The organism is Seonamhaeicola algicola (genome assembly GCF_007997385.1).
Lineage (GTDB): Bacteria > Bacteroidota > Bacteroidia > Flavobacteriales > Flavobacteriaceae > Seonamhaeicola > Seonamhaeicola algicola.
In genome coordinates, this window is record NZ_VOSC01000025.1 from 163,914 (window position 1) to 188,669 (window position 24,756).

General features: G+C 33.9%; 16 protein-coding genes and 1 tRNA gene. 3 read left to right on the top strand and 14 right to left on the bottom strand.

Annotated elements, in window-relative coordinates; translation table 11 throughout:
- Window position 1: 1 nt before the first annotated feature.
- The 10 genes from FUA26_RS09455 to FUA26_RS09500 form a co-directional block, all read right to left on the bottom strand.
- A complete protein-coding gene (locus tag FUA26_RS09455) occupies window positions 2-1,102 on the bottom strand; it encodes a DUF4407 domain-containing protein (RefSeq protein ID WP_147134960.1) in 1,101 nt (366 codons plus the stop codon).
- Window positions 1,103-1,267: 165 nt separating this feature from the next.
- Complete coding sequence (locus FUA26_RS09460) at window positions 1,268-2,680, bottom strand: T9SS type A sorting domain-containing protein (RefSeq protein WP_147134962.1); 1,413 nt, start codon at window positions 2,678-2,680, stop codon at window positions 1,268-1,270.
- A gap of 30 nt (window positions 2,681-2,710) precedes the next feature.
- The gene (locus FUA26_RS09465; protein WP_147134965.1) at window positions 2,711-3,856 is read right to left on the bottom strand and encodes a cytochrome-c peroxidase; all 1,146 of its coding nucleotides are present in this window, start codon (window positions 3,854-3,856) and stop codon (window positions 2,711-2,713) included.
- Window positions 3,857-3,860: 4 nt separating this feature from the next.
- Window positions 3,861-5,342: a hypothetical protein gene (locus tag FUA26_RS09470; RefSeq protein WP_147134967.1), complete on the bottom strand. Its 1,482-nt coding sequence runs from the start codon at window positions 5,340-5,342 to the stop codon at window positions 3,861-3,863.
- Complete coding sequence (locus FUA26_RS09475; RefSeq protein ID WP_147134970.1) at window positions 5,329-6,807, bottom strand: RagB/SusD family nutrient uptake outer membrane protein; 1,479 nt, start codon at window positions 6,805-6,807, stop codon at window positions 5,329-5,331. Before FUA26_RS09475 ends, FUA26_RS09470 begins: the two co-directional genes overlap by 14 nt.
- Window positions 6,808-6,811: 4 nt before the next feature.
- Window positions 6,812-10,171: a SusC/RagA family TonB-linked outer membrane protein gene (locus tag FUA26_RS09480; protein ID WP_147134973.1), complete on the bottom strand. Its 3,360-nt coding sequence runs from the start codon at window positions 10,169-10,171 to the stop codon at window positions 6,812-6,814.
- 13 nt (window positions 10,172-10,184) lie between these two features.
- Window positions 10,185-11,306: a FecR family protein gene (locus FUA26_RS09485; protein WP_147134976.1), complete on the bottom strand. Its 1,122-nt coding sequence runs from the start codon at window positions 11,304-11,306 to the stop codon at window positions 10,185-10,187.
- 141 nt (window positions 11,307-11,447) lie between these two features.
- Window positions 11,448-12,035, bottom strand: a complete 588-nt coding sequence (locus FUA26_RS09490; protein ID WP_147134978.1) for an RNA polymerase sigma-70 factor — start codon at window positions 12,033-12,035, stop codon at window positions 11,448-11,450.
- Between the two features lie 92 nt (window positions 12,036-12,127).
- Window positions 12,128-12,994: a DMT family transporter gene (locus FUA26_RS09495; protein WP_147134981.1), complete on the bottom strand. Its 867-nt coding sequence runs from the start codon at window positions 12,992-12,994 to the stop codon at window positions 12,128-12,130.
- A gap of 122 nt (window positions 12,995-13,116) precedes the next feature.
- Entirely contained in the window at window positions 13,117-14,505 is a 1,389-nt protein-coding gene (locus FUA26_RS09500) for a dipeptidase (RefSeq protein WP_147134983.1), read from the bottom strand.
- A gap of 119 nt (window positions 14,506-14,624) precedes the next feature.
- Here FUA26_RS09500 and FUA26_RS09505 point away from each other — a divergent pair.
- From FUA26_RS09505 to fsa, 3 genes are all read left to right on the top strand, one after another.
- A tRNA-Leu gene (locus FUA26_RS09505) sits at window positions 14,625-14,706 on the top strand.
- A 235-nt stretch (window positions 14,707-14,941) separates the two neighbouring features.
- Complete coding sequence (locus FUA26_RS09510; protein ID WP_147134986.1) at window positions 14,942-16,981, top strand: transketolase family protein; 2,040 nt, start codon at window positions 14,942-14,944, stop codon at window positions 16,979-16,981.
- An 18-nt stretch (window positions 16,982-16,999) separates the two neighbouring features.
- Window positions 17,000-17,653 (top strand): fructose-6-phosphate aldolase, encoded by a 654-nt coding sequence (fsa, locus tag FUA26_RS09515; RefSeq protein WP_147134989.1) that lies wholly within the window; start codon window positions 17,000-17,002, stop codon window positions 17,651-17,653.
- Between the two features lie 85 nt (window positions 17,654-17,738).
- Here the strand turns inward: fsa and FUA26_RS09520 are convergent, their stop codons facing one another.
- The 4 genes from FUA26_RS09520 to FUA26_RS09535 form a co-directional block, all read right to left on the bottom strand.
- On the bottom strand, window positions 17,739-20,489 hold the full coding sequence (locus tag FUA26_RS09520; protein WP_147134992.1) for an alpha-amylase family glycosyl hydrolase: 2,751 nt from the start codon (window positions 20,487-20,489) through the stop codon (window positions 17,739-17,741).
- Window positions 20,490-20,554: 65 nt separating this feature from the next.
- Window positions 20,555-22,018, bottom strand: a complete 1,464-nt coding sequence (locus FUA26_RS09525; RefSeq protein ID WP_147134995.1) for a SusE domain-containing protein — start codon at window positions 22,016-22,018, stop codon at window positions 20,555-20,557.
- A gap of 19 nt (window positions 22,019-22,037) precedes the next feature.
- Window positions 22,038-23,138 carry a SusE domain-containing protein gene (locus tag FUA26_RS09530; RefSeq protein ID WP_147134997.1) on the bottom strand — a complete coding sequence of 367 codons (1,101 nt, stop codon included), beginning with the start codon at window positions 23,136-23,138 and terminating at the stop codon, window positions 22,038-22,040.
- A gap of 15 nt (window positions 23,139-23,153) precedes the next feature.
- A complete protein-coding gene (locus tag FUA26_RS09535; RefSeq protein WP_147135000.1) occupies window positions 23,154-24,755 on the bottom strand; it encodes a RagB/SusD family nutrient uptake outer membrane protein in 1,602 nt (533 codons plus the stop codon).
- Window position 24,756: the final 1 nt, after the last annotated feature.

Consider the following 24,756-nt stretch of genomic DNA (forward strand, 5'->3'; position numbering starts at 1 on the left):
GCTAGAGTACTTTTGTCTGATTTTTTAAAAAAGCATTAGCTTGTAATTGCATTAGCTCTTTTGTTGTTTGGTGTTTGTGCTTGTACAGTGCATCATCATTTTCAATGTCTGTGTAAATACGATCATTAATATTGCTGTCAGTTTGTAACATAAGTGCTCTTTGTTTTTTGTTTTGCGTTACGTTTGTTTTAATCATGTCTTCTTGGTCTTCAAGCCTTAAGTCATAGGCGCCTTTGGGTGCTAATAATTTAGCTAAAATGGGTGATGTTTCTATAGCTAAAAACAATAGAAAAATAAACAAAGAAGGTAACCAAGGCAACTTATTCAATGCATTTACACGTGCCATTAAACCATCAAAATTATTAATTATAGGTTGTGTGCTATCAACCTGTGTTTGGTAGTTTTTTTGTAGTTGCGCAATGTTTAGTTCTGCTGTTTTAATTTTTTCTTTATGTTCTTTTTTTAGTAGTTGCAATTCTGCTAAAAGCGCATCATGTTTATCACGTTTTTCTTTGTAAACAGGGCCTTTGCCAACACGTTTTGTGCCTGCTGTTCCTTCGGCTTCAGCTATGTATGTGTTGTAAAGCTCATTAACTTCGGTTTCTTTACTATCTATTTCTTGTTCAAGTTTAGTAATATTTTTTTTTAAAGCATCAATACTTGGGTTGTATTGTTCAGCTATTTGCGCCTTATTATTAAGTGTTAATTGATTTTTTTCTTCTAATAATACTTGATTGATTTCTTTTTCAAAGATTTTTAATTCTAAAGGTTTTGAAATAACTATGGCTATTATAATGGCTAGTAGTATTCTGGGTGACGCTTGTATAACTTCGTCAACAAAATGGCCTGTTTTTTTTATGGTAGAAACAATGTATCTGTCTAAATTAAAAATGAGTAAACCCCAAACTATACCAAAAAATATAGCGCTAAATGCGTTGTTAAAAACGGTATAAAGTGCATAACTTGCAGCTAGTGTTGCCATAAGCGCTGTAAAAAAAACCGTAGCGCCAATTCCGGCATATTTATTTTGTTCTCCTTTTGAGCATGCCTCTAAGATATCGGTATCTGCACCAGAGCAAATAATAAAGAATTGCTTTAACATAGTATGATTGTTTTTTGATTGATTGCTTTAATAGATTGATGATAAACTATTAGAACGTAAAAAATGATAATATGTTACAAAAAAAGTCCCGAAATTTCGGGACTCTCTTTTTCAAGAATTCTATTAGGGATAATTCAAGAAACGCTATTAATCAGACAATTAATATTATTTAATTACAATTTTTTTGCTAATACTACTTAATTGAGTTTCAATTTTAAAAATGTAAATACCGCTGTTTAAGTTTAGCGGAATGCTTTCAGTTTCAATAACACCTTGCTTTATTAAATTGCCGGTGGTATTGTAAATGCTGTATTTTTGATTTATTAATGTTTTAGAAATTTTTATAAAATCTGAAGCAGGATTTGGATAAATAGATACTATTTCAGCAACATTATTTGTAGTAGAAAGTGTTGAAGGATCAAAACTATAAAGTTCATTGCCTGTTATATCATTATCGCCTTCAAAATATACTTTTCCGTTTAAAACTGCTAGATCATCTACGTCTTTAATAGTGCTATCTATTTGAAGAATTGAAGTGCCATCGGTTCTATAAAGGTGGTAGCTACTGTCATTGCCATCTTTACCTTTATAATATAAAAATCCATTATTTACTACAAATTCAGCAGGGTCATGGTTAATGTTTGATCCTGAAATATTACTAATTTGAGTTACAGTATCTGTAGTAGGGTTGTAGGTGTACAATTGGTCTCCGTTTAAACCATCATCACCTTCAAAATATAAATTATTATTCCAAGCATAAAGGTTTGTTATGCCTGATAAAGTACTTGCTTGCGCCACAGCTATTGTGCCTGCTTCAGTACCGTTGGTTTTCCAAAGTGCATTATCTGCCTCAAAGTATACTTCATTATTTAATACAGTTAAAAAGCTAATGCTTGAAGGACCTGTACCCGTGTCAATATCTTTAATTAAAGTAAATAATCCAGTACTTGGGTCGTATTCATAAAGTTCAAGACCAACGGTAGATACATCATTAGAATAACTCATATAACACAATAATTTGTTGTTGAAAGCTACAGTATGACCTCCAAGAATATTCTCAGTTCCAGTACCATTATTTGTTACTGTAGATGTATTAGTGCCATCAAATTGATAGAGTTTATTACTATCTGTAGTTAATACAAAGTATATTAAACCACCAGTTTCAACAGGTTTAGATATAAATAAGTTTCCTGTTGCATTAGTACCACTTTCTGTACCGTCGGTTGAAAATAATTCACTAATACTAGTAGTTTTTGCAGAAAAATAGAGTGTATTATTGTACTCAAAAAAACTATTGGGGGTAGAATTATCAAAGCCTGTATTTAAATCTTTTACAAATGTGGTTCCTGCTTCTGTACCATCTGTAACCCAAAGTTCTTTGCCTAGGTCTGCACCACCAGGAGTGTTAGAGCCGTTAGAATCATCGGCTGCAAAATAAATTTTTCCGTTGTAGGTAAATAAGTTTGCTGGATTAGAGCCAGAAGTGCCGTTATCATTAATTTCTTTTACTTGTGTTATTTGTGCATTTAAGCTAACAATAGCTAGTAATGTTATAAAAAGAAGTAGTAATTTTTTCATAAATTTTAAGTTTTAAGGAGTTATTAATTATTACATAGGAAGTTCAGGAATCATGGTTCTGCCTTTATTAGATTTTAAGCTCTCTAAAAAGGCAATTAGGGCAGTAATTTCTGTTTTTTCTAAGTGTAGTTTTTTTAGAATTGGAGATGTAGTTGGTATTAAAGAGTCTCTACCAACACCTAAATATTTTTTTTGTATTGGTGCTGGGTTACCAAGGTTGTAGTATTCAATAATATCTAAAAGGCTAGGGAAGTTGCCGTGGTGCATCCAAGGGCCAGTTCTTGATATTTCTCTTAAGGTTGGTGTTTTAAATTTTCCAATATCTTCCATGTTGTTTGTTACATGGTATCTGCCAAAATCTTCATCTTTTGTTCCAAAAAGGGTTTGCCCATCATTATGGAAATTGTTGTCACTAAAATAAGGTGTGTTATGGCAGTTTATACAACGTGCTTTGGTTCTAAATAGGTGTAAACCTAGTACTTCTTGGTTTGTAAGTTTAGTAGAGTCGCCTTCAACAAATTTATCAAAGTTACTTTTGTAGCTGTTAACAGTTCTTTCAAAAGTAGCTATAGCATATTGTATGCGTTTTAAAGATACAGAATCGTTTCCAAAAGCAGCTTTAAAAAGTGGTTTGTAGCCTTCAATGTTAGCAATTTTATCAACAGCTATATTTAGCTTCTCATTCATTTCTAAAGGGTCTGCAACAGGAAATCTTGCTTGGTCTTCAAGGCTGCTTGCACGCCCATCCCAAAACAAGGTATGTGCAAAAGCACTATTTAAAATAGTCATAGAGTTTCTTTTGCCTGTTTGCCTATCATGACCAAAGGAGCGGGTAGAATTATCTGTCCATGCTAGTTCTGGGTTATGGCAAGAAGCACAAGCAATTTGCCCGCTTACAGATAGTCTTGGGTCAAAAAATAGGGTTTTACCAAGTTTGGCTTTTTCAGCTGAATACGGATTGTATTCTGGGTGTGTTACTTTTGGTAATGCGCCAATATCTTTAAAGGTAGTTTTATCTATTAGGCTATCTAAATTTGGTGTTGGCCATTTACTTGTGTTGCCGCTAGAGTAAACTTTTTTTAAATAAGAAATATCAGTGTACTGTTCTGTGGTTTTTTGTTTGCATGAAAAACATAATACAGCAAATAAAAAGATAGTTGTTAGGGATTTTTTCATTTTCTTATAAATCGTAATCAGTTATACAATTGTTGTTGGTTAATGGTTCAGGGTCTGTGTAAGAGTTGTTGTTATATATTCTATATTCAGAGCTTACAGTACCTCCAAAAAGGACATCGTTGGTAGCGTTTAGAGTAAAGACTATTTCAAACAAGCCATCTTCAATTTCTTCATAAGTGCCTTCGCCAGAAATTGCAATGCTGTAACTTGTGCCGCTGCTACTAGAAATAGTTATAAATTGAGGTGTTATAATTACGTTGCCCTTGGTGTTGCTGTTTCCGTTTTCAGGGAAAAACTCAATAGCATCTTGTACATTAAAACCTGGAGAATTTGCTGATGAAATAGATTCGCCATTAAACCATCTTTTAAAATTAAAAGCGTTTGTGGTAGCCGTTGGGTTAATAGTTGCATTAAAACCTATTTTAAAAGCATGATGGTAAATATCATCATCAGTATTTGGTGTGCCATTATCATTAAAAAGCACTGCATTTTCATCATTTTCATCTACAACCACCGGATAGGTAAAAGCAAAAAAGCCTTGCCAATCACAAACACCATCATTGTTAGAGTCGTTCCAGTGTTCGCCGTAAGTTCTGTGAAATTGATCAGATGCATTGTAGAAATTTGATGCAGTGTTAACGCTTACGTCTCTATTAGTTTTTATTGGTTTTACAATTTGAAGGGTGTTGTTACCAACGGTACTATAAAGTTCGGTATCTTGTAATGTTACAATGGTTTGATAATATACATTATCATTATCTATGCTTTCATTTAATGTAATGGTATAGTTTATAAAGGTTCTATCTTCTGCCATTTCATTTAAAGTAAGCGTGTAATCAAAACCGTTTAAAAATTCAAACATGTTAAGGTTTTCAACTTCAGAAGGAATAAAACCGTTTGGAAAATTTACTTTGAAATTAATTTCTTCACCAGCATTACCAGCTATTTCAATACGGTTTTTAGGAAATGTGTAGGTTGTATTAGGCGCTTCTAAATTAACTGTAAAAACATCGTTTTTATAAGTGTTGTTAAGGTTGCCTATGGCTATTGAAGGGTTTGAGGCGCTTTCTAATTTTAAAGTAATATTTTGAGTGTTTTCCCAACGTTCATTAAAATTTATATAAATAGTATCAGTAAGTTGTGTGTTTTCAAAAGAAACTTGGTTAATTGGTGCTACGCTAAATAAGTTGCTATTAGCGTTGGTTGAAATACTATAGTTTACTGTTACAGTTTCGTTTAGTGTTTTAGATGAAAGTGTTACAGGAATTTTTAATGTTTTTAATACATTATTTGTGAATGATTCTTTGGGTAAAAGGCCACTATTTATAAGCGGATTTACCAATGGTTCATTATTTGAGTTTGCTAAAAAGTTAAACCTTACAAACGTTGTGTTTTCAGTAATATTTGTATCATCATCATTTGAGCACCCCAATACTAATGCTAATAATATTAGTGCTAAAAATGGTATTTTTTTAGTATGATTCATTTTGTTGTAAGTTTGAGTTAAGGTTGATATTGTCTTGCGGAATTGGTAAAATATATTTTGCAGACGGATAGTTTAAATTACATGTGTTTGATATACAATCATTGTTTCTAACAACATCTTTATGCCATCTGGCTAAATCAAAAAACAAGTGTCCTTCAAAACAAAATTCTTTTCGGCGTTCTTGTAAAAGGTGGTCTTCTAAATTATTGTTGGTGGTTAGTAACTCTATATTAGCACGCTGTTTAATAACATTAATGTCGTTTTTTGCGTCATCTAAATTGTTAAGGTTTAATGAAGCTTCGGCACGTACTAAATACATTTCGCTTAATCTTAAAACAGGGTATCCTGGGTTATCTTGAAATTTTTTAGTGAAATAATACGGTGCATCTTCAAAATCATTAATAACAAATGTTGGTAAGTGTTGCTCTAAGAATAGATTTTTTCTAATATCAGATTCATCAAAAAGCGCCATCAAATCGGTAGAGGCAACGTATTTTTCATAATCTGAATTAGAGAAAAAACCAAAGTGTTGTGCTAATGAACCACCAATGGTGTCTTCTTCATCTCTAGGAATAGAAAACTCTAAAAGTATCTCGCTAATAGCATTATTGGGGTCTTCCCATTCGGTTATATAATTATCAGTTGATGTAAGGTTTACACCAGCGCTGTTAATAACGTTGTTTGCAGCGTTATAAGCGCTATCCCAATTGTTAGTGGTTAAATAAATTCTGGCTAAAAGTGCTTCAGTATTTATTTTATTAAAAAACGAATAGTTAACACCAGCTAAGGCCGAATTATTAGTATATAAATCTAAAGCGTTTGTAATATCATCAATAATATAATTGTAGGTGTTTTTAGCAGTTTCGCGTTTAGGATATGCTATACCATTGCTTAAAGTTGAGGTGTTGTAAACAATACCTGGATGACTAGCATCTGTTGTAAAGGTATAGTTTTGAGAATATAGTAATGCTAAAATATAGTGTGTAAACCCTCTAATAGTTAAGCATTCGGCGGTAATTTGGTTTTTTTCTTCGGGTGTAGTATTGGGTAAAGCATCAACATATTCCAATATTAAATTAGCCTGATTTATAATGTCATAGCTTTCATTGTAAAACGAATCAAAATTACTTTCAATGGCTAAATCTTCAAACGCATAAACGTTTTCAATATTTATAGGGGTTGTTATTTTACCAGCATTACTACCTGTAATTATTGGTGAAAACGTTAGGTTACCTCCTTGTAAATCGGCATATACAGCAAAGCGTTCACCTCTTACATGCGCTTCTAAGCTAACATAAGCGCCATTGAGAGCTTCTAAAACACCCTGTTTGGTACTTAGCTGTTGTGTTATTGAGGTTTGAGACCCAGGTTCTTGTTCTAAAAAATCACTGCAACCAAACACTAAAACAACAAGTAAAAGTGCTTTGTAAGGTGCGTTTTTAATAGTTTTTATTGTGTTTTTCATGTTTTTAAAATTTTCCGTTAATACCAAATGAAATGGTTCTGGCTTGTGGGTAAGTAAACCTAAATTCTCTAATACCGTTTCTGTTACTTGGGCTTTTGTCTTTATACCAATACGCAACATTTGATACATCAATAAATGCACTTAGGGTTTTTAAAAAGGGAATGCTGTTATGCGGAAAACGGTAACGTAAATTAATATTGTTAATTTTTAAGTATGTAGCGTCATATAAATGCTTACTTAAATTTGAAAGAGGCGGATTATTACTGGTTACAACAGGTTGAAGTGCAACATCACCTTGTTGGCGCCAATAATCATATGCGTTAACAGATAAGTTTCTGTTTGATGTTATATTGTATTTTGAAATAAGCTCATCTTGTGCTAAATAATCGCCACCAATTTGAAATGAAGCTCTCACCGAAAAATCAATACTATTGTTAATAGAAATAGTGTTACTAAAACCACCAAAAGCATCTGGTTGGCTATCGCCAATTGGTACCCAATCATCAGCATCAAATAATGAGTTGTAGGTAGCTGCATCATATATTTGGCCGTCTTTTTCAAGTAAATCTCTACCAGTTGCGGGGTCTATACCAACCCAGTTAATACCCCAAATAGTTGATGTGCTATGGCCAATTTTTTGAGCCAAAGCACGCTCAGAAGTAGAAAAGGCATCGCCTAAACCTACAAGATCTGTTACTTCGCTATTTAAGGTTGAAATATTAAAAGAAGTTGACCATTTAAATTTTTCAGAATTTATCCATTTTACACGTGTTGAAACTTCTAAACCTTTATTATACATACTAGCAGCATTTAGTTGAACTGAAGTATACCCGGTTTCCGAAGGAATGTTTCTGCTTGTAATTAAGTCTGTTATGTCATCATGATAATATTCTACAGATAAGTTTACAGTATTAAAAACATTAAAATCTATGCCAGCGTTAAACTTGGTGTTTTTTTCCCAGCTTAAGTTGCCGTTTGGAGCTGTTGATGGTGTTGCATAAGGCGTACCATTATACCCAAAATCAAAGATGTTATAAAGCCCTTTTGAGCGGTATGAGCCAATTCTAGAGTTTCCGGTTGTACCGTAACTTAGTTTTAGTTTTAAAAAGTTTATCCAACTACTATTACTTAAAAAGTTTTCGTTACTGGCAATCCAGCTAATACCAGCACCACCATTGTAAGCTATATTAGTATCATCACCAAAAACCGAACTTTCGTCTCTTCTAAAGTTTCCTAAAAAAAAGTAGCGTTTTTTATAGTTGTAATTTATTTGAGAAAAATATGAAACTCTAGAGTTGTAACTAATATCATCTTTAAAGCTTTGGCTGTCAAAAGTTTCGTCAGATGGTGTGCTTGGGTTGTCATCTCTTATGGCATTAGAAATTGGGTTTACCACATTTGGTTTTGTAAAACCACGACCACTTGTGTAATTAAAATCTACTTTATCTTCAGCTAGCTCAATACCTAAAATACCGTCAATGTTGTGGTGTTCATTTATTTGTTTGTTAAATGAAGCTTGCCCCTGCCAGTTCCATTTTGTAGTATTTCTTTCGTTTAGTAAACGCATACCCCAATTAGGGTAGGTTATGCCGTTAAGTGTAAAAGTTCCACTAAACCTTCCGCTTTCATTAGCACCAGAAAAATAACGGTCTTGGTCTTTGTTTGAATATGATAAACCAAACAATGATGATACTTTAATAGCGCTTGATATTTGATAAGCAGCTCTTAAACTTCCTAACATACTGTATGTATTAGCTACATTTTTATTTTGCTCAATAGCTGCTAGTGGGTTGCCTAAACCCAGTACGCCAACATTGGCATATGAGCCATCTTCATTATATGGAGACAGTGTAGGAACAAAGGCGTAACTGTAATAAATGTTTGGAGCATCTTTTTTTATATAACTAGGGTTTAAAGCTACACTAACATCAAATTTATTTTTTTTGTACCCTAAATTTATACTTCCGTTAAGTTGCTTAGTATTGTTGCCTAATTGCGGTTCTTCAATATCTTTGTAGCTTATACTTGTTCTATAAGAAAATGTTTCTGTAGCTCCAGAAACGTTAAAGTTGTAACTTTTAAAAACACCTGTGTTATTTAAAAGGTCAAACCAATTTGTGTTAACGCCATTATAAGGTGTTGGTGTATAGCCTATTGATGTGTTTTTTAGGTATTCGTTTCTTAATTCATGGTATTGCTCGCCGTTTAAATATTGAATTTGATTAATGGCTGAAGAAATACCTAATTGTGTTGAGAATTCAAATTTAGGGCTTCCTAATTTTCCTTTTTTTGTAGTAATTATAATAACGCCATTGGCACCATCTGCACCATAAATACTTACTGCGGCAGCATCTTTTAAAACAGATATACTTTCAATGTTTTCTGGTGATATTTGAGCAAGCGGATTTGATAAGTCTTCAGCGAAACTACCACTACCATCAAAAAAAGAACTATCTATTCCAGATTCTTCAGTTAATATAATACCATCAATTATAATTAAGGGCTGTGTTGAGGTGCCTAAAACTGCGTTTCCTAAAGGACTTAAACTACCTTGGCCACGAATATTTATTTTTACCGGTGTACCAACACCTGATGTGTTTTCAACCAAAACACCTGCCATTTGCCCTTCAATCATTTTATCTATACTTTCAACTGCTTGCTCTTTTGGTATATCATTAGCGTTTATTGTAGAAATACTTCCAACTACCTCTTCTTTTAATTTTTCTGTACCGTATGAAGTTGTTATAACTACTTGCTCTAAGTTATCAGCATCTTCTTTTAAATAAATAGTGAAATTTGATTGGTTTCCCACCAAAACATCTTGGGTTTTCATACCTAAGTAAGACACTTCAAAAATGGTGTTACTAATATCTGCGCCTTTTAGTAAGTATGTAAATTGGCCATCTAAATTGGTAATGGCGCCTTTGGCTGTGCCTTTAATTTTTATGGTGGCGCCTGGTAAGGGAAAGTTATCTGCTGTACTTTTTACAGTGCCTTTTACCAAACGTTCTTGTATTTGCTGAGGTGTAATGGCGTTAGTTTGTGTGTTTTTTGTAGTAAGTAAAACTTGATTGTTGTTTATTATAAACGCAATGTTTGTGTTTATAAATAGCGCTTTTAGTGTTTCGGTTAGTGTTTTATTTTCTGTTGAAACACTTATTTTTTTGCTACCATCAATTTTTTTTGTGTTATAAATAAAACGGTAGTTGGTTTCTTTTTCAATATACTTTAGTATGTTGCTTAAGGGTTCTTTGTTGTAATTAAGAGTTAGCTTTTTATTTTGTGAAAACCCGTTTAAGCAACATAAAAAGAGCGTAACGGTTATTAGTTTTTTAATTAAGTGGTTAGGGATAGTTATTGTCATATACATTAATGAATTAATGAGGTTGTGTAATTTTTATAGTCTTGTTTTTTATGCTATAGTTAAAAGGGGTGTCAATTTTTAAAAGGTTTAAAATATTGGTAACATCATCTTTTACATTTACAGAGCCCGTAAATTGTTGTTGGGCTAATGTTTTGCTATTGTTGGTTATTGTAACGTTATAGGCACGTTCAAGTTTTTTTAGCATTTCAGGAAACGGCATGTTTTTAAAAATAAGTTCTCCATGGATCCATGAAATGTGGTTGTTTATATCAATGGTATTAAGTTTAAATGTTTTTGTTGTTTTGCTCCATTTAGCTTGCAGGTTTGGTGCTAAATGCATGGTGTTTTTAGGGTTGTTAGTTTCAGAAACTAATACGGCACCCTCCATGAGTTCGCAGTGAGCAAAATCATCGTTGTTATATGTGCTTAGGTTGAATTTTGTACCTAAAACTTCAATGTTTATATTATTTGTTTCTACTATAAATGGGTGTGCTTTATCTTTGGTTACTTCAAAAAAAGCCTCACCTGTTAGTGTTACTTTTCTGTTGTTTAATCCGGCAAATTGCACTGGGTATTTAAGTGTGCTTCCAGCGTTTAAGTGAACAATAGTACTGTCAGAAAGAACTACTCTAAATGTTTTTCCGTAAGGAACTTTAAGCGTGTTGTATGTTGCATTATTTGTTATGGGTTCTGTATTAGTGTAAACAATTTGGTTTGCTTGTTGTTTGCCTAAAACATGTCCTTCTGTATCTGTTATTACTTTGTTTGTAGTGGTGTTTGTAAGTTTTTGGGTATTGCCATTACCAAGTTCTAGTACCACTTCATTTTCAATAGGGGTGTTGCTGTAGTGGTTTTTAAAATAAAAACTTACTGAAATTAATAACACAACAGCAGCTGCATATTTAAGTATTGTTTGTGTTGTAAATGTTGGTTTCTTTTTAATTTTTGCTTGTAATTGTTTTAAAGCAATTGTTTTACTAGTTAAGTTTTCGGCAGGCGCCATTGCCCATGCTTTTTTAAGAGCAATAAATTCTTGCTTATTGTTTTCAGAAGTTTCTATCCAGTTGTAAATTTTTTGGATTTCAGTTTCTGAAGCTTTGTTGTTTAAGTATTTGTAAATTAACTTTTTATTCATGTTAAAAATGCTTAGTTGTATTGGTTTTTATTAGAAGATTAATGTGTTCTTCTAAATGGCATGATATAATAAGTACCCTTAAGGTTGAAGTAACCCTATAAAAAATTTTGATTTTTTTGTAAAACCTGTGTTAAATGAAGTTTAAAACAAAGAAGAAAGGTATGAGGCTAACTTAACCCTAAGTACTTTTAATGCTGTTGTCATGTGAGATTCAACAGTTTTTATACTAATGCCAAGTTCTTTAGCAATTTCACTGTTTTTTTTATTATCAAAACGCTTTTTAATAAAAATGGTTTTTGTTTTTTTAGGTAGTTCGTTTAAAGATTTGTCTATAAGTGCTTGTAATTCATTGAGTGATAAAGTGTCAAACTCCATAGATTTTAAAACCTCTAAATTAATGGTTTGTTCCTTTTTGTTTAAAGTGTGGTTTTTGTATTTTTCTTTCACCTTATTATGCCTAATGGCATTTAAGCATTTAGATTTAGCATAGGTATACAAATAGGTTTCAATGCCTTTAGGTTTTTTTATGTTTTTGCGGTGTTCCCAAAGGTTTAAAAAGGCTTCTTGCGTAATGTTTTTAGCATCACTTTCATCATATATAAACTGAATACAAAAGCCTAAAATATGGCTGTAGTGTTTATTGAAAAAAAACTCAAACGCTTTTTCGTTTCCTGATTTAAATTGTTTAAATAGGAGTAGTAGTATGTCTTCTTCATTGCCTTTTATCATGTATACTTGTTAAAAAAGGCAATAAATGTAAGTAATAAATATTATTAAATAATTATTTAACAATCCTTTTACTTCAAAAAAATATTTTTTTGTTAGTTGGCTTGTTTCTTGCTTCTTATGCTTTCAATAATTACAGTAGTTAAAATTAAAGCACCGCCAATATAAGTGTTTGGTGAAGGTATTTCGTTTAAAAATAAAAACGCCAAAATTATACCAAAAATGGGCTGTGTGCTTAAAATAATACTGGCCGTACTTGCCGAGAAATGTTTTAAACTTTTTAGAAAAAGAGAATGCCCAATGGCAGTGGCAAATAGCGCTAATAAAATAATATATGGGTATTGTGTTTTTATGCCCGAAGTATCAAAGAAATAAAGCACTGGCGATAATATTATGGTTACAACAATGAGTTGATACGTCATTAGCATAGTGCCATTGTATTTTTGAGCTCTTTTTTTTAGTAGAATGTTTCTTAAGGTGAATAATACTGCTGAAATAAGGCCCCAGATAACACCAATAAAATCGGAATTTTGAAGGTTGAATTCTGGTGCTAAAACATAAATACCTATGAGTACTAAAAGCGCCAAAGGTAAATGTGCTTTATCAAATTTAGTATCTGTAAAAATAGGTTCTAAAATAGAGGTAATGGCAGGAAACGTATAAAGTGATAACATGCCAATTGATACGTTTGAAACTTTTATTGAATGAAAATATGTTATCCAATGAGCAGCTAAAAATAAGGCGCTTAAAATTATTACGGCTTTATCTGTAAATGAACTAAATTTAAACGTTATTTTTTTGTACTTGCAAAATACGTAAAGTACCAATAATGCAATAAAAGCACGCCACCAAATTATAATGGCTGCTGGCATTTGAATGTATTTACCTAAAACTGCAGCGGTACTAATTAAAAATGTGGCAAAACTTAGTTCTAGGACGTTTTTTAAATGTGTGCTTTTCATTGTGTTAGTGATTGTAGTGGCATCCTTTTTTTGCTTTAATAAGTGGCAAAAAAAGATATAACGGAAAGCGCGCCCAATAAGGTGTTACCAATTATAAACACCTTATTGGGAACACCCAAATTTTATTTAGATAATGCTGTGAAATGTTTATAAAAATACGGTATGGTTTCAATACCTTTTAGGTAATTCCATACACCAAAATGCTCGTTTGGCGAGTGTATGGCATCACTATCTAGCCCAAAGCCCATAAGTATGGTTTTACTTTTAAGTTCTTCTTCAAACAAGGCTACAATTGGTATGCTACCACCGCTACGTTGTGGTATGGGTGTTTTGCCAAAAGTTTCGGCATATGCTTTACTAGCTGCTTGGTACCCAATGCTGTTTAGTGGTGTTACATAACCATTGCCACCGTGGTGTGGTTTAACGTTTACTTTTACGCCTTTTGGTGCTATGCTTTCAAAGTGGGTTTTAAAAAGTTTAGTAATTTCAGCCCAATCTTGATTAGGTACTAAACGCATTGAGATTTTTGCATAGGCTTTACTTGGTATTACGGTTTTTGCGCCTTCACCTATGTAACCACCCCAAATACCATTAACATCTAAAGTTGGTCTTATAGAATTGCGTTCGTTTGTGGTGTAGCCTTTTTCACCGTAAACAGCTTCAATATCTAATGCTGTTTGATAGTTTTCTAAAGAAAATGGTGCTTTGGCCATTTCTGTACGCTCTTCTTTTGATAATTCTTCAACGTTATCATAAAAACCAGGAATGGTTATATGATTGTTTTCATCATGCAAAGAAGCAATCATTTTTGTTAAAATATTTATAGGATTAGCAACGGCACCACCGTATAAACCAGAGTGTAAATCGCGGTTTGGGCCCGTTATTTCAACTTCAACATAGCTTAAGCCTCTAATACCTGTGGTTATTGATGGTGTGTTATTAGCAATCATACCGGTATCAGAAATTAAAATAACATCGTTTGCAAGTTTTTCTTTGTTGTTTTTTACAAACGTGCCAAGGCTTTTGCTACCAACTTCTTCTTCGCCTTCAATCATAAACTTAACATTGCACGGTAATTGGTTGGTTGTGGTCATGTATTCAAGGGCTTTTACGTGCATAAACATTTGGCCTTTGTCATCGCAAGCACCTCTGGCAAAAATGGCGCCTTCGGGGTGTTTTTCTGTTGTTTTTATAACGGGTTCAAAAGGTGGCGAATCCCAAAGTTCAACGGGGTCTGGTGGTTGTACATCGTAATGCCCGTAAACTAAAACGGTTGGTAAGTTTTTGTCTATTATTTTTTCGCCATAAACAATGGGGTAGCCTTCGGTTTGGCAAACTTCAACAGTGTCGCACCCAGCTTGTTCTAAACTTGTTTTTATAACCTCGGCAGTTTTTAAAACATCATTTTTATAAGCAGAATCTGCGCTTATTGATGGTATTTTAATAAGTTGAAAAAGTTCGTCTAAAAAACGCTGTTTATGGTCTTTTATATATGTTTTTATTGTATTCATAAAATGATTTTTAAGAATCAAATGTATAAAAAAGAATGTTTTTTTACTTAAGAAGTTTGCAATTTAAAACTATTGATTATATTTGCATCCCGATTTTACGATAGTAAAGTAGGAAAGTTGCAGGCGTGGTGGAATTGGTAGACACGCTAGACTTAGGATCTAGTGCCGCAAGGTGTGAGAGTTCGAGTCTCTCCGCCTGTACAACGAGAAAGCCTTTCAGGAAACTGAAAGGCTTTTTTTATGTGTAAAAAACCCAACGTAAACAGTTTCGTGTTTTTTCATGAAATTATTGTGTTTTTGCCACCTCAACTAATTAAAGATTATATATTTGCAAAAAATATTTTTATAGCTAATAAAACTTGATTCTTTTCAAATTTAAGTTAGTTAAAAACAAATTAATACGAGTTAGTAAATAGTAAATTAACCATACATTAAAATGAATAAACAAATAGACCAGCAAGCGGCCGATAATATAAGAGCTTTAGCTGTAGCAATGGTAGAAAAAGCAAATTCAGGACACCCAGGAGGCCCAATGGGCGGTGCAGATTTTATGCACATACTGTACTCTGAGTTTTTTAACTATGATCCAACAGATATGACTTGGCCATTTAGAGACCGTTTTTTTATGGATGCGGGTCATTTATCTACTTTAATGTATGCACAATATTACCTTTTAGGTAACTATAAAAAAGAAGATATTGCTAATTTCAGACAATGGGGTTCTATTACACCAGGGCACCCAGAAGTTGATTTTGAAAGAGGTATTGAAAATACATCAGGCCCATTAGGCCAAGGTCATACTATGGGTGTAGGTGCCGCCATTGCTGCAAAATTTTTACAAGCACGCTTTGGAGATTGGATGAACCATAAAGTTTACGGATTTATTTCTGATGGTGGTATTCAAGAAGAAATATCGCAGGGTGCTGGTAGAATTGCAGGGCATTTAGGGTTAAGTAACTTTATTATGTTTTTTGATTCTAATGATATTCAATTATCAACATCAACTGATGAGGTTACTACTGAAGATACTGCTATGAAATACGAATCATGGGGATGGCATGTTGTAACTATTGATGCTCATAACCATGACGAAATTAGAAAAGCATTAACCGATGCTAATAACCAAACCGAAAAACCAACCCTTATAATTGGTAAAACAATAATGGGTAAAGGTTGTGTAGCTGCCGATGGCACTATGTATGAAGGCCGCTGTGAATTACACGGTAAGCCAATTGGAGCAACAGGTGCAGATTACGCAAAAACACTATTAAACTTAGGTGCAGATTTAGATAATCCGTTTGATATTTATGCTAATGTGGCTAATTATTATAAAGATGTAATTACTGCTAAAACAGCTGCTGCAGCTAAGAAAAAAGAAGCTATTAACGCTTGGAAAAAAGAAAATACAGCATTGGCTGATAAATTAGATTTCTTTTTATCAGGAGCGTTACCTGAATTAGATTTTGAATCTATTTCACATAAAGATGGTTTAGCAACTAGAGCTGCATCATCAAACGTGTTAGCATATTTAGCTGAAAATGTTGAAAACATGATTGTGTCTTCAGCAGATTTATCAAACTCAGATAAAACAGATGGTTTTTTAAACAAGACATCTGCGCTTCAAAAAGGAAACTTTAACGGATCATTTTTACAAGCAGGTGTTGCCGAATTAACCATGGCTTGTATTGCAAATGGTATTGCTTTACACGGTGGTGTAATTCCTGTAGTAGCAACATTTTTTGTGTTTTCAGATTATATGAAACCAGCAATTAGGTTAAGTGCTTTACAAGAATTACCAGTAAAATATGTATGGACGCATGATGCCTTTAGAGTAGGTGAAGATGGCCCAACACACCAACCAATTGAACAAGAAGCACAAATAAGATTACTAGAAAAACTTAAAAACCATAAAGGAAACATGAGTTTCTTAGCTTTACGTCCTGCAGATTCTGCTGAAACATCAGTTGCATGGAAAATGGCTATGGAAAACACCGGTACGCCAACAGGTTTAATATTATCAAGACAAGGTATTAAAGACGTACCAGCAATTGGTGCATCTAGATATGAAGAGGCTTTGGCGGCTGAAAAAGGTGGGTATTTAGTGAAAGAAGTAGAAAATCCTGATGTTGTACTTGTTGCAAACGGATCAGAAGTATCAACGTTAATTGCTGCTGCCGAAATTTTAGAAACTGAAAATAATTTAAAAGTAAGTATTGCTTCAGTAATTTCTGAAGGTGTATTTAGAAACCAACCAAAAGCATACCAAGAGCTTGTAATTCCTTCTAATAAACCTAAATTTGGCTTAACAGCAGGATTACCAGTTAACTTAGAAGCTTTAGTAGGTGCCAACGGTAAAGTGTTTGGTTTAGAGCACTTTGGCTATTCTGCACCAGCAGGCGTGCTAGATGAAAAATTTGGTTTCACTGGCCAACAGGTAAGTGAAAATGTATTAGCGTACTTAAACACTATTCAATAATAAACAAAACTAAAAACTATGAAATTTTTTATAGACACTGCCAACCTTGATGAAATTGCTGAAGCGCAAGCACTAGGTATTTTAGATGGTGTAACTACAAACCCATCATTAATGGCTAAAGAAGGTATTACAGGTGAACAAAACATCTTAAACCATTATGTGAAGATTTGTGAAATTGTTGATGGTGATGTAAGTGCCGAAGTAATATCAACAGATTTTGAAGGTATGGTAAAAGAAGGTGAAGCGTTAGCTGCTTTACACCCACAAATTGTGGTAAAATTACCTTTAATTGCTGATGGTATTAAAGCATGTAAGTATTTTTCAGATAAAGGTATTAGAACTAACGTAACATTAGTGTTTTCAGCAGGACAAGCATTGTTAGCTGCTAAAGCAGGTGCTACGTATGTATCGCCTTTTTTGGGTAGATTAGATGATATTTCAACTGATGGTTTAAACCTAATTGCAGAAATTCGTCAAATTTATGATAACTATCAATTCAATACGCAAATTTTAGCAGCATCAATCCGTCACACAATGCATGTAATTGATTGTGCTAAATTAGGAAGTGATGTAATGACTGGGCCATTAAAATCAATTACAGGTTTATTAAAGCACCCATTAACTGATATTGGTTTAGCTAAATTTTTAGAAGATTATAAAAAAGGAAACTAAACAGTTTTCAAATATTATAGTATTAAAAAAGCTTCTCAATTTTGAGAAGCTTTTTTTTACAACTAAACAACTATGAAAAACTAAACTATAGTTTAATAATTTTAAACGCTTGTGGCGTTTCCAAAACACTATTGGTTTTTACTACATATATACTTTGTGGTAGTGTTGAAATATCAAAAGCAAACCCTTTAGAAAAGTTGCCTTTAAACGATTTTACCAACTTACCAGTGGTAGTGTAAATATGTAATTCATTTATATTTTTATTTATTGAAAATGTATTTTGAGTTGGGTTTGGGTAAACCTTTACTGTTTCAGATAATTCAAATTTTGAATTATTTAAACTAGCGGTTTGGGTGTACAATCTGTATTCTCCAGGTTGTAATGTAATGCCTGCGGTTGGGCTGGTTACATTAATTGATGTTTCAGTAAATGCATCATACCAAGTACCTGTATTAGGGAAATTAGGGTTTATAGTTTGTGCGGTTACATTAAAGTTTGCAATAACTACAGCGTCTAAATTACCAACGTTATCATACAAGTTTACGCGTTTTAATAATCCGCTTACGCTCATGCTGAAATTATCTGTATTAAAAGTAGATGGATATTGTTTTTTTAGGTTAATCATTTTAGCGGTAACATTATACACATCCATTCTGTTTGTGTTGGTATCATAACCTAAAGTCCATGCAACAGGTTTTCTGTCTAATCTGCAAGAGCTATCATTAATATTGCTTTCACAATTTATACTTTTATCATAACCTAATTCACCAAATTGCCATAGCATTTTTGGACCAGGAATGCTGTAAAAAATAGCTGTAGCAGCTTCAATTCTATCTAAAGCAGTGCTAAGTTGTTTTGTGTTATAGCTACCATTTGAATTTCCGTAGGCTATGTTTCTTACCATTAAACGTTCTTCGTCATGGCTTTCCATATAGCCAACAATATGCGGGTTACTCCAACCTCTATTTTGGTATGATAACCAAGATATATCAGCATCGGTGCTAAAACCCATAGTGTTTTGGTTAAAACTATGGTTTAAATTGCCCCAAAGCATAAACCCGTAATTAGCAAGAATGGTTTCTTCAGAGTTATTAGCAAAATGTTCTAAAATTAAATAAGCATCAGTTGATACGTTGTTCCAAATATAATTGGCGTAATCTTGAAGAATGGCAATTCTGGAGTTATCCTGACTGCTCCAAGCTCCTACATTACTTGGGTTATTTGTTTGCGTGAATCCTTTTGATAAATCAAACCTAAAGCCATCAACTTTAAACTCTTCAATCCAATATTTTAAAGTTTGCTTTACAAATGTTTTAGTGTATTGGCTTTCATGATTAAAATCATAACCTACGTTAAACGGATGTTTAGCATCAGGGTTTAACCATGGATTGTTAGTGGCAGGTTTATTATTAGCGCTATCCCAATACATTTGAGCTAAAGGACTTTGCCCAAAGGCATGGTTATAAACTACATCTAAAATTACGGCAATACCTCGGCTATGGCAAGCATCAACAAACGATTTGAAATGGTTTTGGGTGCCATAAGCTTTATCTAATGCACCGTGAAACGAAGGGTTGTAGCCCCAGCTATCGTTTCCTTCAAACTCACTAATGGGCATTAATTCTATGGCGTTAACACCAAGTGTTTCAAGATAATCTAAATGCGTCATGGCTTCAATGAAAGAATCGTTTTCAGTGAAATCTCTTATGAGCATTTCGTAAACTATTAAGTTTTCTTTGTTGGGTTTAGTAAAAGTAGTGTTTTGCCATGTATAAGGTGTAGGGTTTATTTTAAAGGTAGATACATTACCCGTTGCTAAGCCAGTTGGGTATGCTTTTAAGTTTGGGTATGTTGTGTTTGGTATGTATGGATCGTCATCTGGGTCTAGGATTTTTTTCGCATACGGATCGGCAACTTTCAAACTATAATCAATAAAATATTGGTATGCAAACTCGGTGTCAGCATCTAAACCATTAACCGTTAGCCAAAAAGTATCGTTATCTTTTTTCATTTGATACGCAGCGTTTAACGACCAATTATTGAAATCTCCTATAATGAAAACATCATTTTTAAATGGTGCTTGCAATACAAATGTTACAGAACCATTGTTATTAATATTAACTCCATTTTCTAAATTAGGGGGAATTGATTCATTTTGAGTTGGTGTTTTTACAAATACTGAAATAACATCAGTCTTTGTTTCAGAATTTTGAGAAGCAACAGCCTCAATGGTGTAATTTCCTGGTGAGGTAAATGTGTAATTAGATGAAATGGTTGTGGCGTTTGTTGCAGTTTGTATTGTACTGTTGTTAACCTTTAAATTTAAATTGGCATTTATGCTAGACTCTGCAGTAATGTTAACATTGTCGTTTACATTAAAAACAGCTTCATCTGATGGGTTTGTAAGAGCAATATTTAAACCGTTAGCGTATATTTTTATAAAAATGTCAGGGTTTGTTTGTGCGTTTCCTGCGCTGTTTCTAAAAACCAAAGCAATGTCTGTAACAACCTCTGATCCAGAACCGTAAAATGAGGCTATGTTTGGAGTTATAACAAGTTCATAACTATTAGCCCCTAAGCGTGTTAGCTTAGGTTGTGTAGCATTATTGCCCCATGAACCAATAACATGTTTCCAATCGGATTGACTTGTTGAGTTAGTTGTTAAAACACCTGTGTGCGCATAGACATCGCCAGTGTAACCCTCTAAACCAGTGCCAACAGCATTAAACGTTATGGTTATAGCATCAGAAGCAGTAGGTATTGTTGGAGCGGTAGATACTTGGGCGTTTACCGTTATAGATAATAATAGTAAAATAAGGCCAAAAAGCTTCTTCATAATTTATAGTTTAAGACATAAAAAGGCTGAATTAATCAGCCTTTTTATTAGTTTCTGTGGTGTTATTAATTAGGTATTATAATGTAACTTCCGTCTAAATCATTAAACCAAACATTGTAACTACCCGTTGGAGCATTAAATACAAAATTATCTCCACTACCTGCTAAAAGTGCAGTACCATGTAATTCTGTTGAGCCCGTATATCTCCAAACATCGCTCCAAGCGTCATTTGCTCTAATTAAGAATTCTTCACCCTCAGTAAATGTTACATTTTGAGCATTCCAAATATGCGGATTATTCATGTCTGGTTGTGTAAAGTTCACTTCATCAGCATCACCCCATCCGCCAATAGCGTTGCCAATAATACCCATTGCAGTGTATGTTGTAGCGCTTGAAGCATCATAAGTTTCAACACTAAAACTACCAGACTCACCAACAGTTGTAAAAGTATATGTGTAGTAGCCAGCAGCAGAAACGTTAAAAGTTCCAGGATCTGAACCACCACCTGGGTTGACGGCTAATGTAGAGCCATCATTTGTGCCCCATTGTGGCTGCCATTGCCCAATAACTTCAATTAATTTGAAAGCACCTGCGTTAAAATAACCCGTGTAAACGTAAGCGTTTGGCGTATCTTGATCTCTAAAAACAGGTGTGTTATTATTATCAGGATTCCAACCTGGATTTGTGGCATCGCCTACAAAATATAAGTTAGGGAATGATACACTATAAGGTGTTATAGAAAAGATTACAGACTCTGATATTCTTTCTAAAGTATTACCGTTTTCGTTTGTATTTCTAGCTATTACTCTAATTTCCATATTATTCACTTCGGCAGGTGTTAAACCAATACCTAAGGCAGCAGCGTTTAAATCGGCATGAGTTGATGTGATAGAATCATCATTAACAATTGTGCCAACTAAAACAGGTGATGCAAAGTCTGTGTTTGCAACAGCTGCTTCAACAGTATAGGTTATTTCTAAACCTAATGTTGAGTTTAAAACAGCATCAGCCCAAGTAACTGTAAGTGCAGTATCATTAACAGTATCTATTGATAAAACAATGGCGTCACTTGCGGTAGGACTTGTAATTTCAGGCGCATCAGTAGGGTAGCTAGTAACAAGCAATAAAATATTATTTGATACTGCATTACCTGCTAAAACACGCATGTAAACAGGTACATCTCTAAAAGTGGTTACGCCTGCATTTCTAATGGCATTGTTTAGCTCAGAAACGGTCATTGAGAAATTGTTTTTGTCTGTAGTTCCTAATGTTACGGGCGTTAAAAAATCTGCATCGGTTGCCATTTCTACGGTGTAATTACCACCGTAAATTTCATCATTCCATGTTATTGTAAACGCAGGATTATCTGGTAAACTGTAATTTAAAAATACACTACTTATTCCTGGTGTGTTTAAAACAAACTGTGGTTCTGGTTCTATTATAGTTAGGCTTTCTTCGGTTTCACACGCGGTGAAAATAAATGCTGAAAACAGCAAAAGAAAGCTTATTTTATTAATAAAATATTTCATGTCTTTTAGTTTAAATTAATTATAGGTTTAAAGGAATAAGAATGTAACGACCTGTTAAATCATTAAACCAAATATCATAATCATCTTCTACTGGTACAGGTATTGCACCACCGCCATTTGTAGCAACTCCAGAGAATGCCGTTGTGCTTCCCCAAGTATTTCCATCTGCCATAAAAGATACTTCGCCTGGAGTTAAACGTACACCGTTGGCATACCAAATATGGCCATCAAAAGCTAAAGGTGTTAATGCTGTGTTAGCAACACTAGAACCCTCAATAGTTAATGAAGTAGGACTAGTAATACCCGAGGCATCAAAAGGTTCAAAAGTAAACGTGTTACTTGAAAAGTTAATGGTAAAGGTGTAAAAGCCTTCTGGAATACCATCGCCACCGCCATAAGGGAATCTTTCTGGGTCATCGCCGCTTCCTAAGTTTGCACCTACTGTACTGCCATCATCTGTTCCCCATTGTGGTTGCCATAATCCTTTTTCTTGTAATACTTTAAAGTGACCGTTTTCTGCAAATTTACCTGTATAGTAATATACGCTGCTGTTGCTTTCATCTCTAAATAGTGGTGGGTTATTATTGTTATTATTCCACCCTGGTGCAGTAGCGTCTCCTACTAAAATATAATCATTAAAAGTGTAGTTGAAATACGGATATACTTCAAAACTAACAGTGTTTGATGTAATAGGTTCACTTTGTTGTGTGCCAAGTGAAGCTACTACTCTTGCATATAATGTAGCCCAAGTAAACGGATTTAAACCAGCGTTACCTGCAGCTGTGTTTATTTCGCCAACAGATAATGTTAAAGCTGTTTGGCCAGTAATAGTTGCAGCAACTTCAGTTGTTGTAAAAGCTTCATCTTTTGAAAACTCTATGGCGTAGTTTACGGCTGTTTGTTGGCCGTAATCAGACTCAGACCAATTAAGCGTTACGGCTGGGTTTCCTGTATTAACAGGGTCTAGCTCTAATTCTGTAAAATTTAAATCTGCTAAAATTGGTGCAGAAGGGTCTGTTATGTTAAATGTATCAGTAGTATCATCACAAGATGTTGCAAAGAATAGCATAACCAAACCAATGATACTAACTGCTGAAAATTGTTTTAAATTTTTCATCATTTTAAATTTTTAATATTAATATCCTGGATTTTGAGTAAGATTAGGGTTTGAAGCTAAACTAGCAGTTGGTATAGGATATAGGTTTAAGTGTGATGCTAATGAAATACCATTGCTACCATTACCTTTCCAGGCCCAATTGTAATTTCCGCCAGTAAATCTGCCGTATCTAATTAAGTCTTGTCTTCTGTGAGCTTCCCAGTGTAACTCTCTTGCTCGTTCATCTAAAATATAATCTAAAGTCATTTCGCCAGCGGTTAATACAGCAGGATTATTTGCTCTAATTCTTAAAGCATTTAAGTAATCTAATGCTGTTGAAGCGCTTCCGCCTCCGCCTCTTAAATGAGCTTCAGCATACATTAGGTATACATCGGCTAATCTAAATAAAGGGAAATCAGTATCAACAAATGTTAAGTCTATACCAAAGCTACCTGTTGTGGTTGCATTTGAATATTTTTGAATGATATAACCGCTATCTCTATCAGAAATATCATTAATATCAATTGATCTACCTTCAGAAATAATGGTGTTTCTATCATCATCAGCAAAAGGTCCTTCAAATAACTGAGCAAACTGCTTGCGTACTCTTAGGGCACCGCCCCAACCGCCTTCAGTAACACCAACTTCAGCACCGTTTTGTTCAATACTACCAACAGAACCGTTAACCATAACAGTTGTTGGGCCATAGTTTTGTGTTGTAAGACCATCAGAAATTATTGGAAAAATAATTTCATTTACTGCAGAGTTTGAATTGTTATCTGCCATAAAATTGTGTAGGTAATTTGTGGCTAAAGTAAAGCCGCCACTAATAACTTTTTCACAATATGTTACACAATCGTTATATCTGTTTTCGTTTACGTAAACTTCAGCATTTAAATAAATTTTAGCTAAAAGCATGTAAGCAACAGCTTTGTCTGCGCGCCCGTATTCATTTTGTTTAGCATCCACTAAATCTGCTTCAATGGCTAATAATTCAGATTCAATAAAGTTGAATAATTCTGTTCTGCCATAAGCAATTGGTTGGGTGTTTAAAGCATCGTTTTCAGTGGTAAAGTTTGCTTGCCCAAATAAATCCATTAAATAATAGTAGGCCATAGCACGCATTAATCTGGCTTCGGCTCTGTAAGCAGGTATTTGATTTCTAACTGCAGTTGAAACATTTCTGCTGTCTAATTTAGCATCAGTAGTTTCTCTTAAAAAATCATTAGCTAAAGCAACTGATAGGTGCGCTCTACTAAACATACCAAGTAATAATGGGTTTTGCGCTGTCCAGATGTTTCTTTGGATTTCTCTGGTTCCAGGGTCATTTTCGTAAGACCATATCATTTGATCTGCAGCCAAGGTTTGTGTGTATAGAAGTACGCGCCCAAATTGGCTAGTACCGGCATCAATACCATCTAAGTTAGAGCTTTCAGGTCCGTCTGTTCCAGTAAGTGCTAAGTTTGCGTATATGCCTGCAAGTACTTGTTTGTAAGCACCTTCGTTGGCGTACAAATCGTTACTAAGTGTTGTTTGGTCGTCGTTTGGAGTTATATCTAAATCGTCTGTACAAGCTGTTAGCGTTACAACACATAAGAATATAAAACCAAGTGCTTTGTGTATTTTAAATCTTGTTTTCATA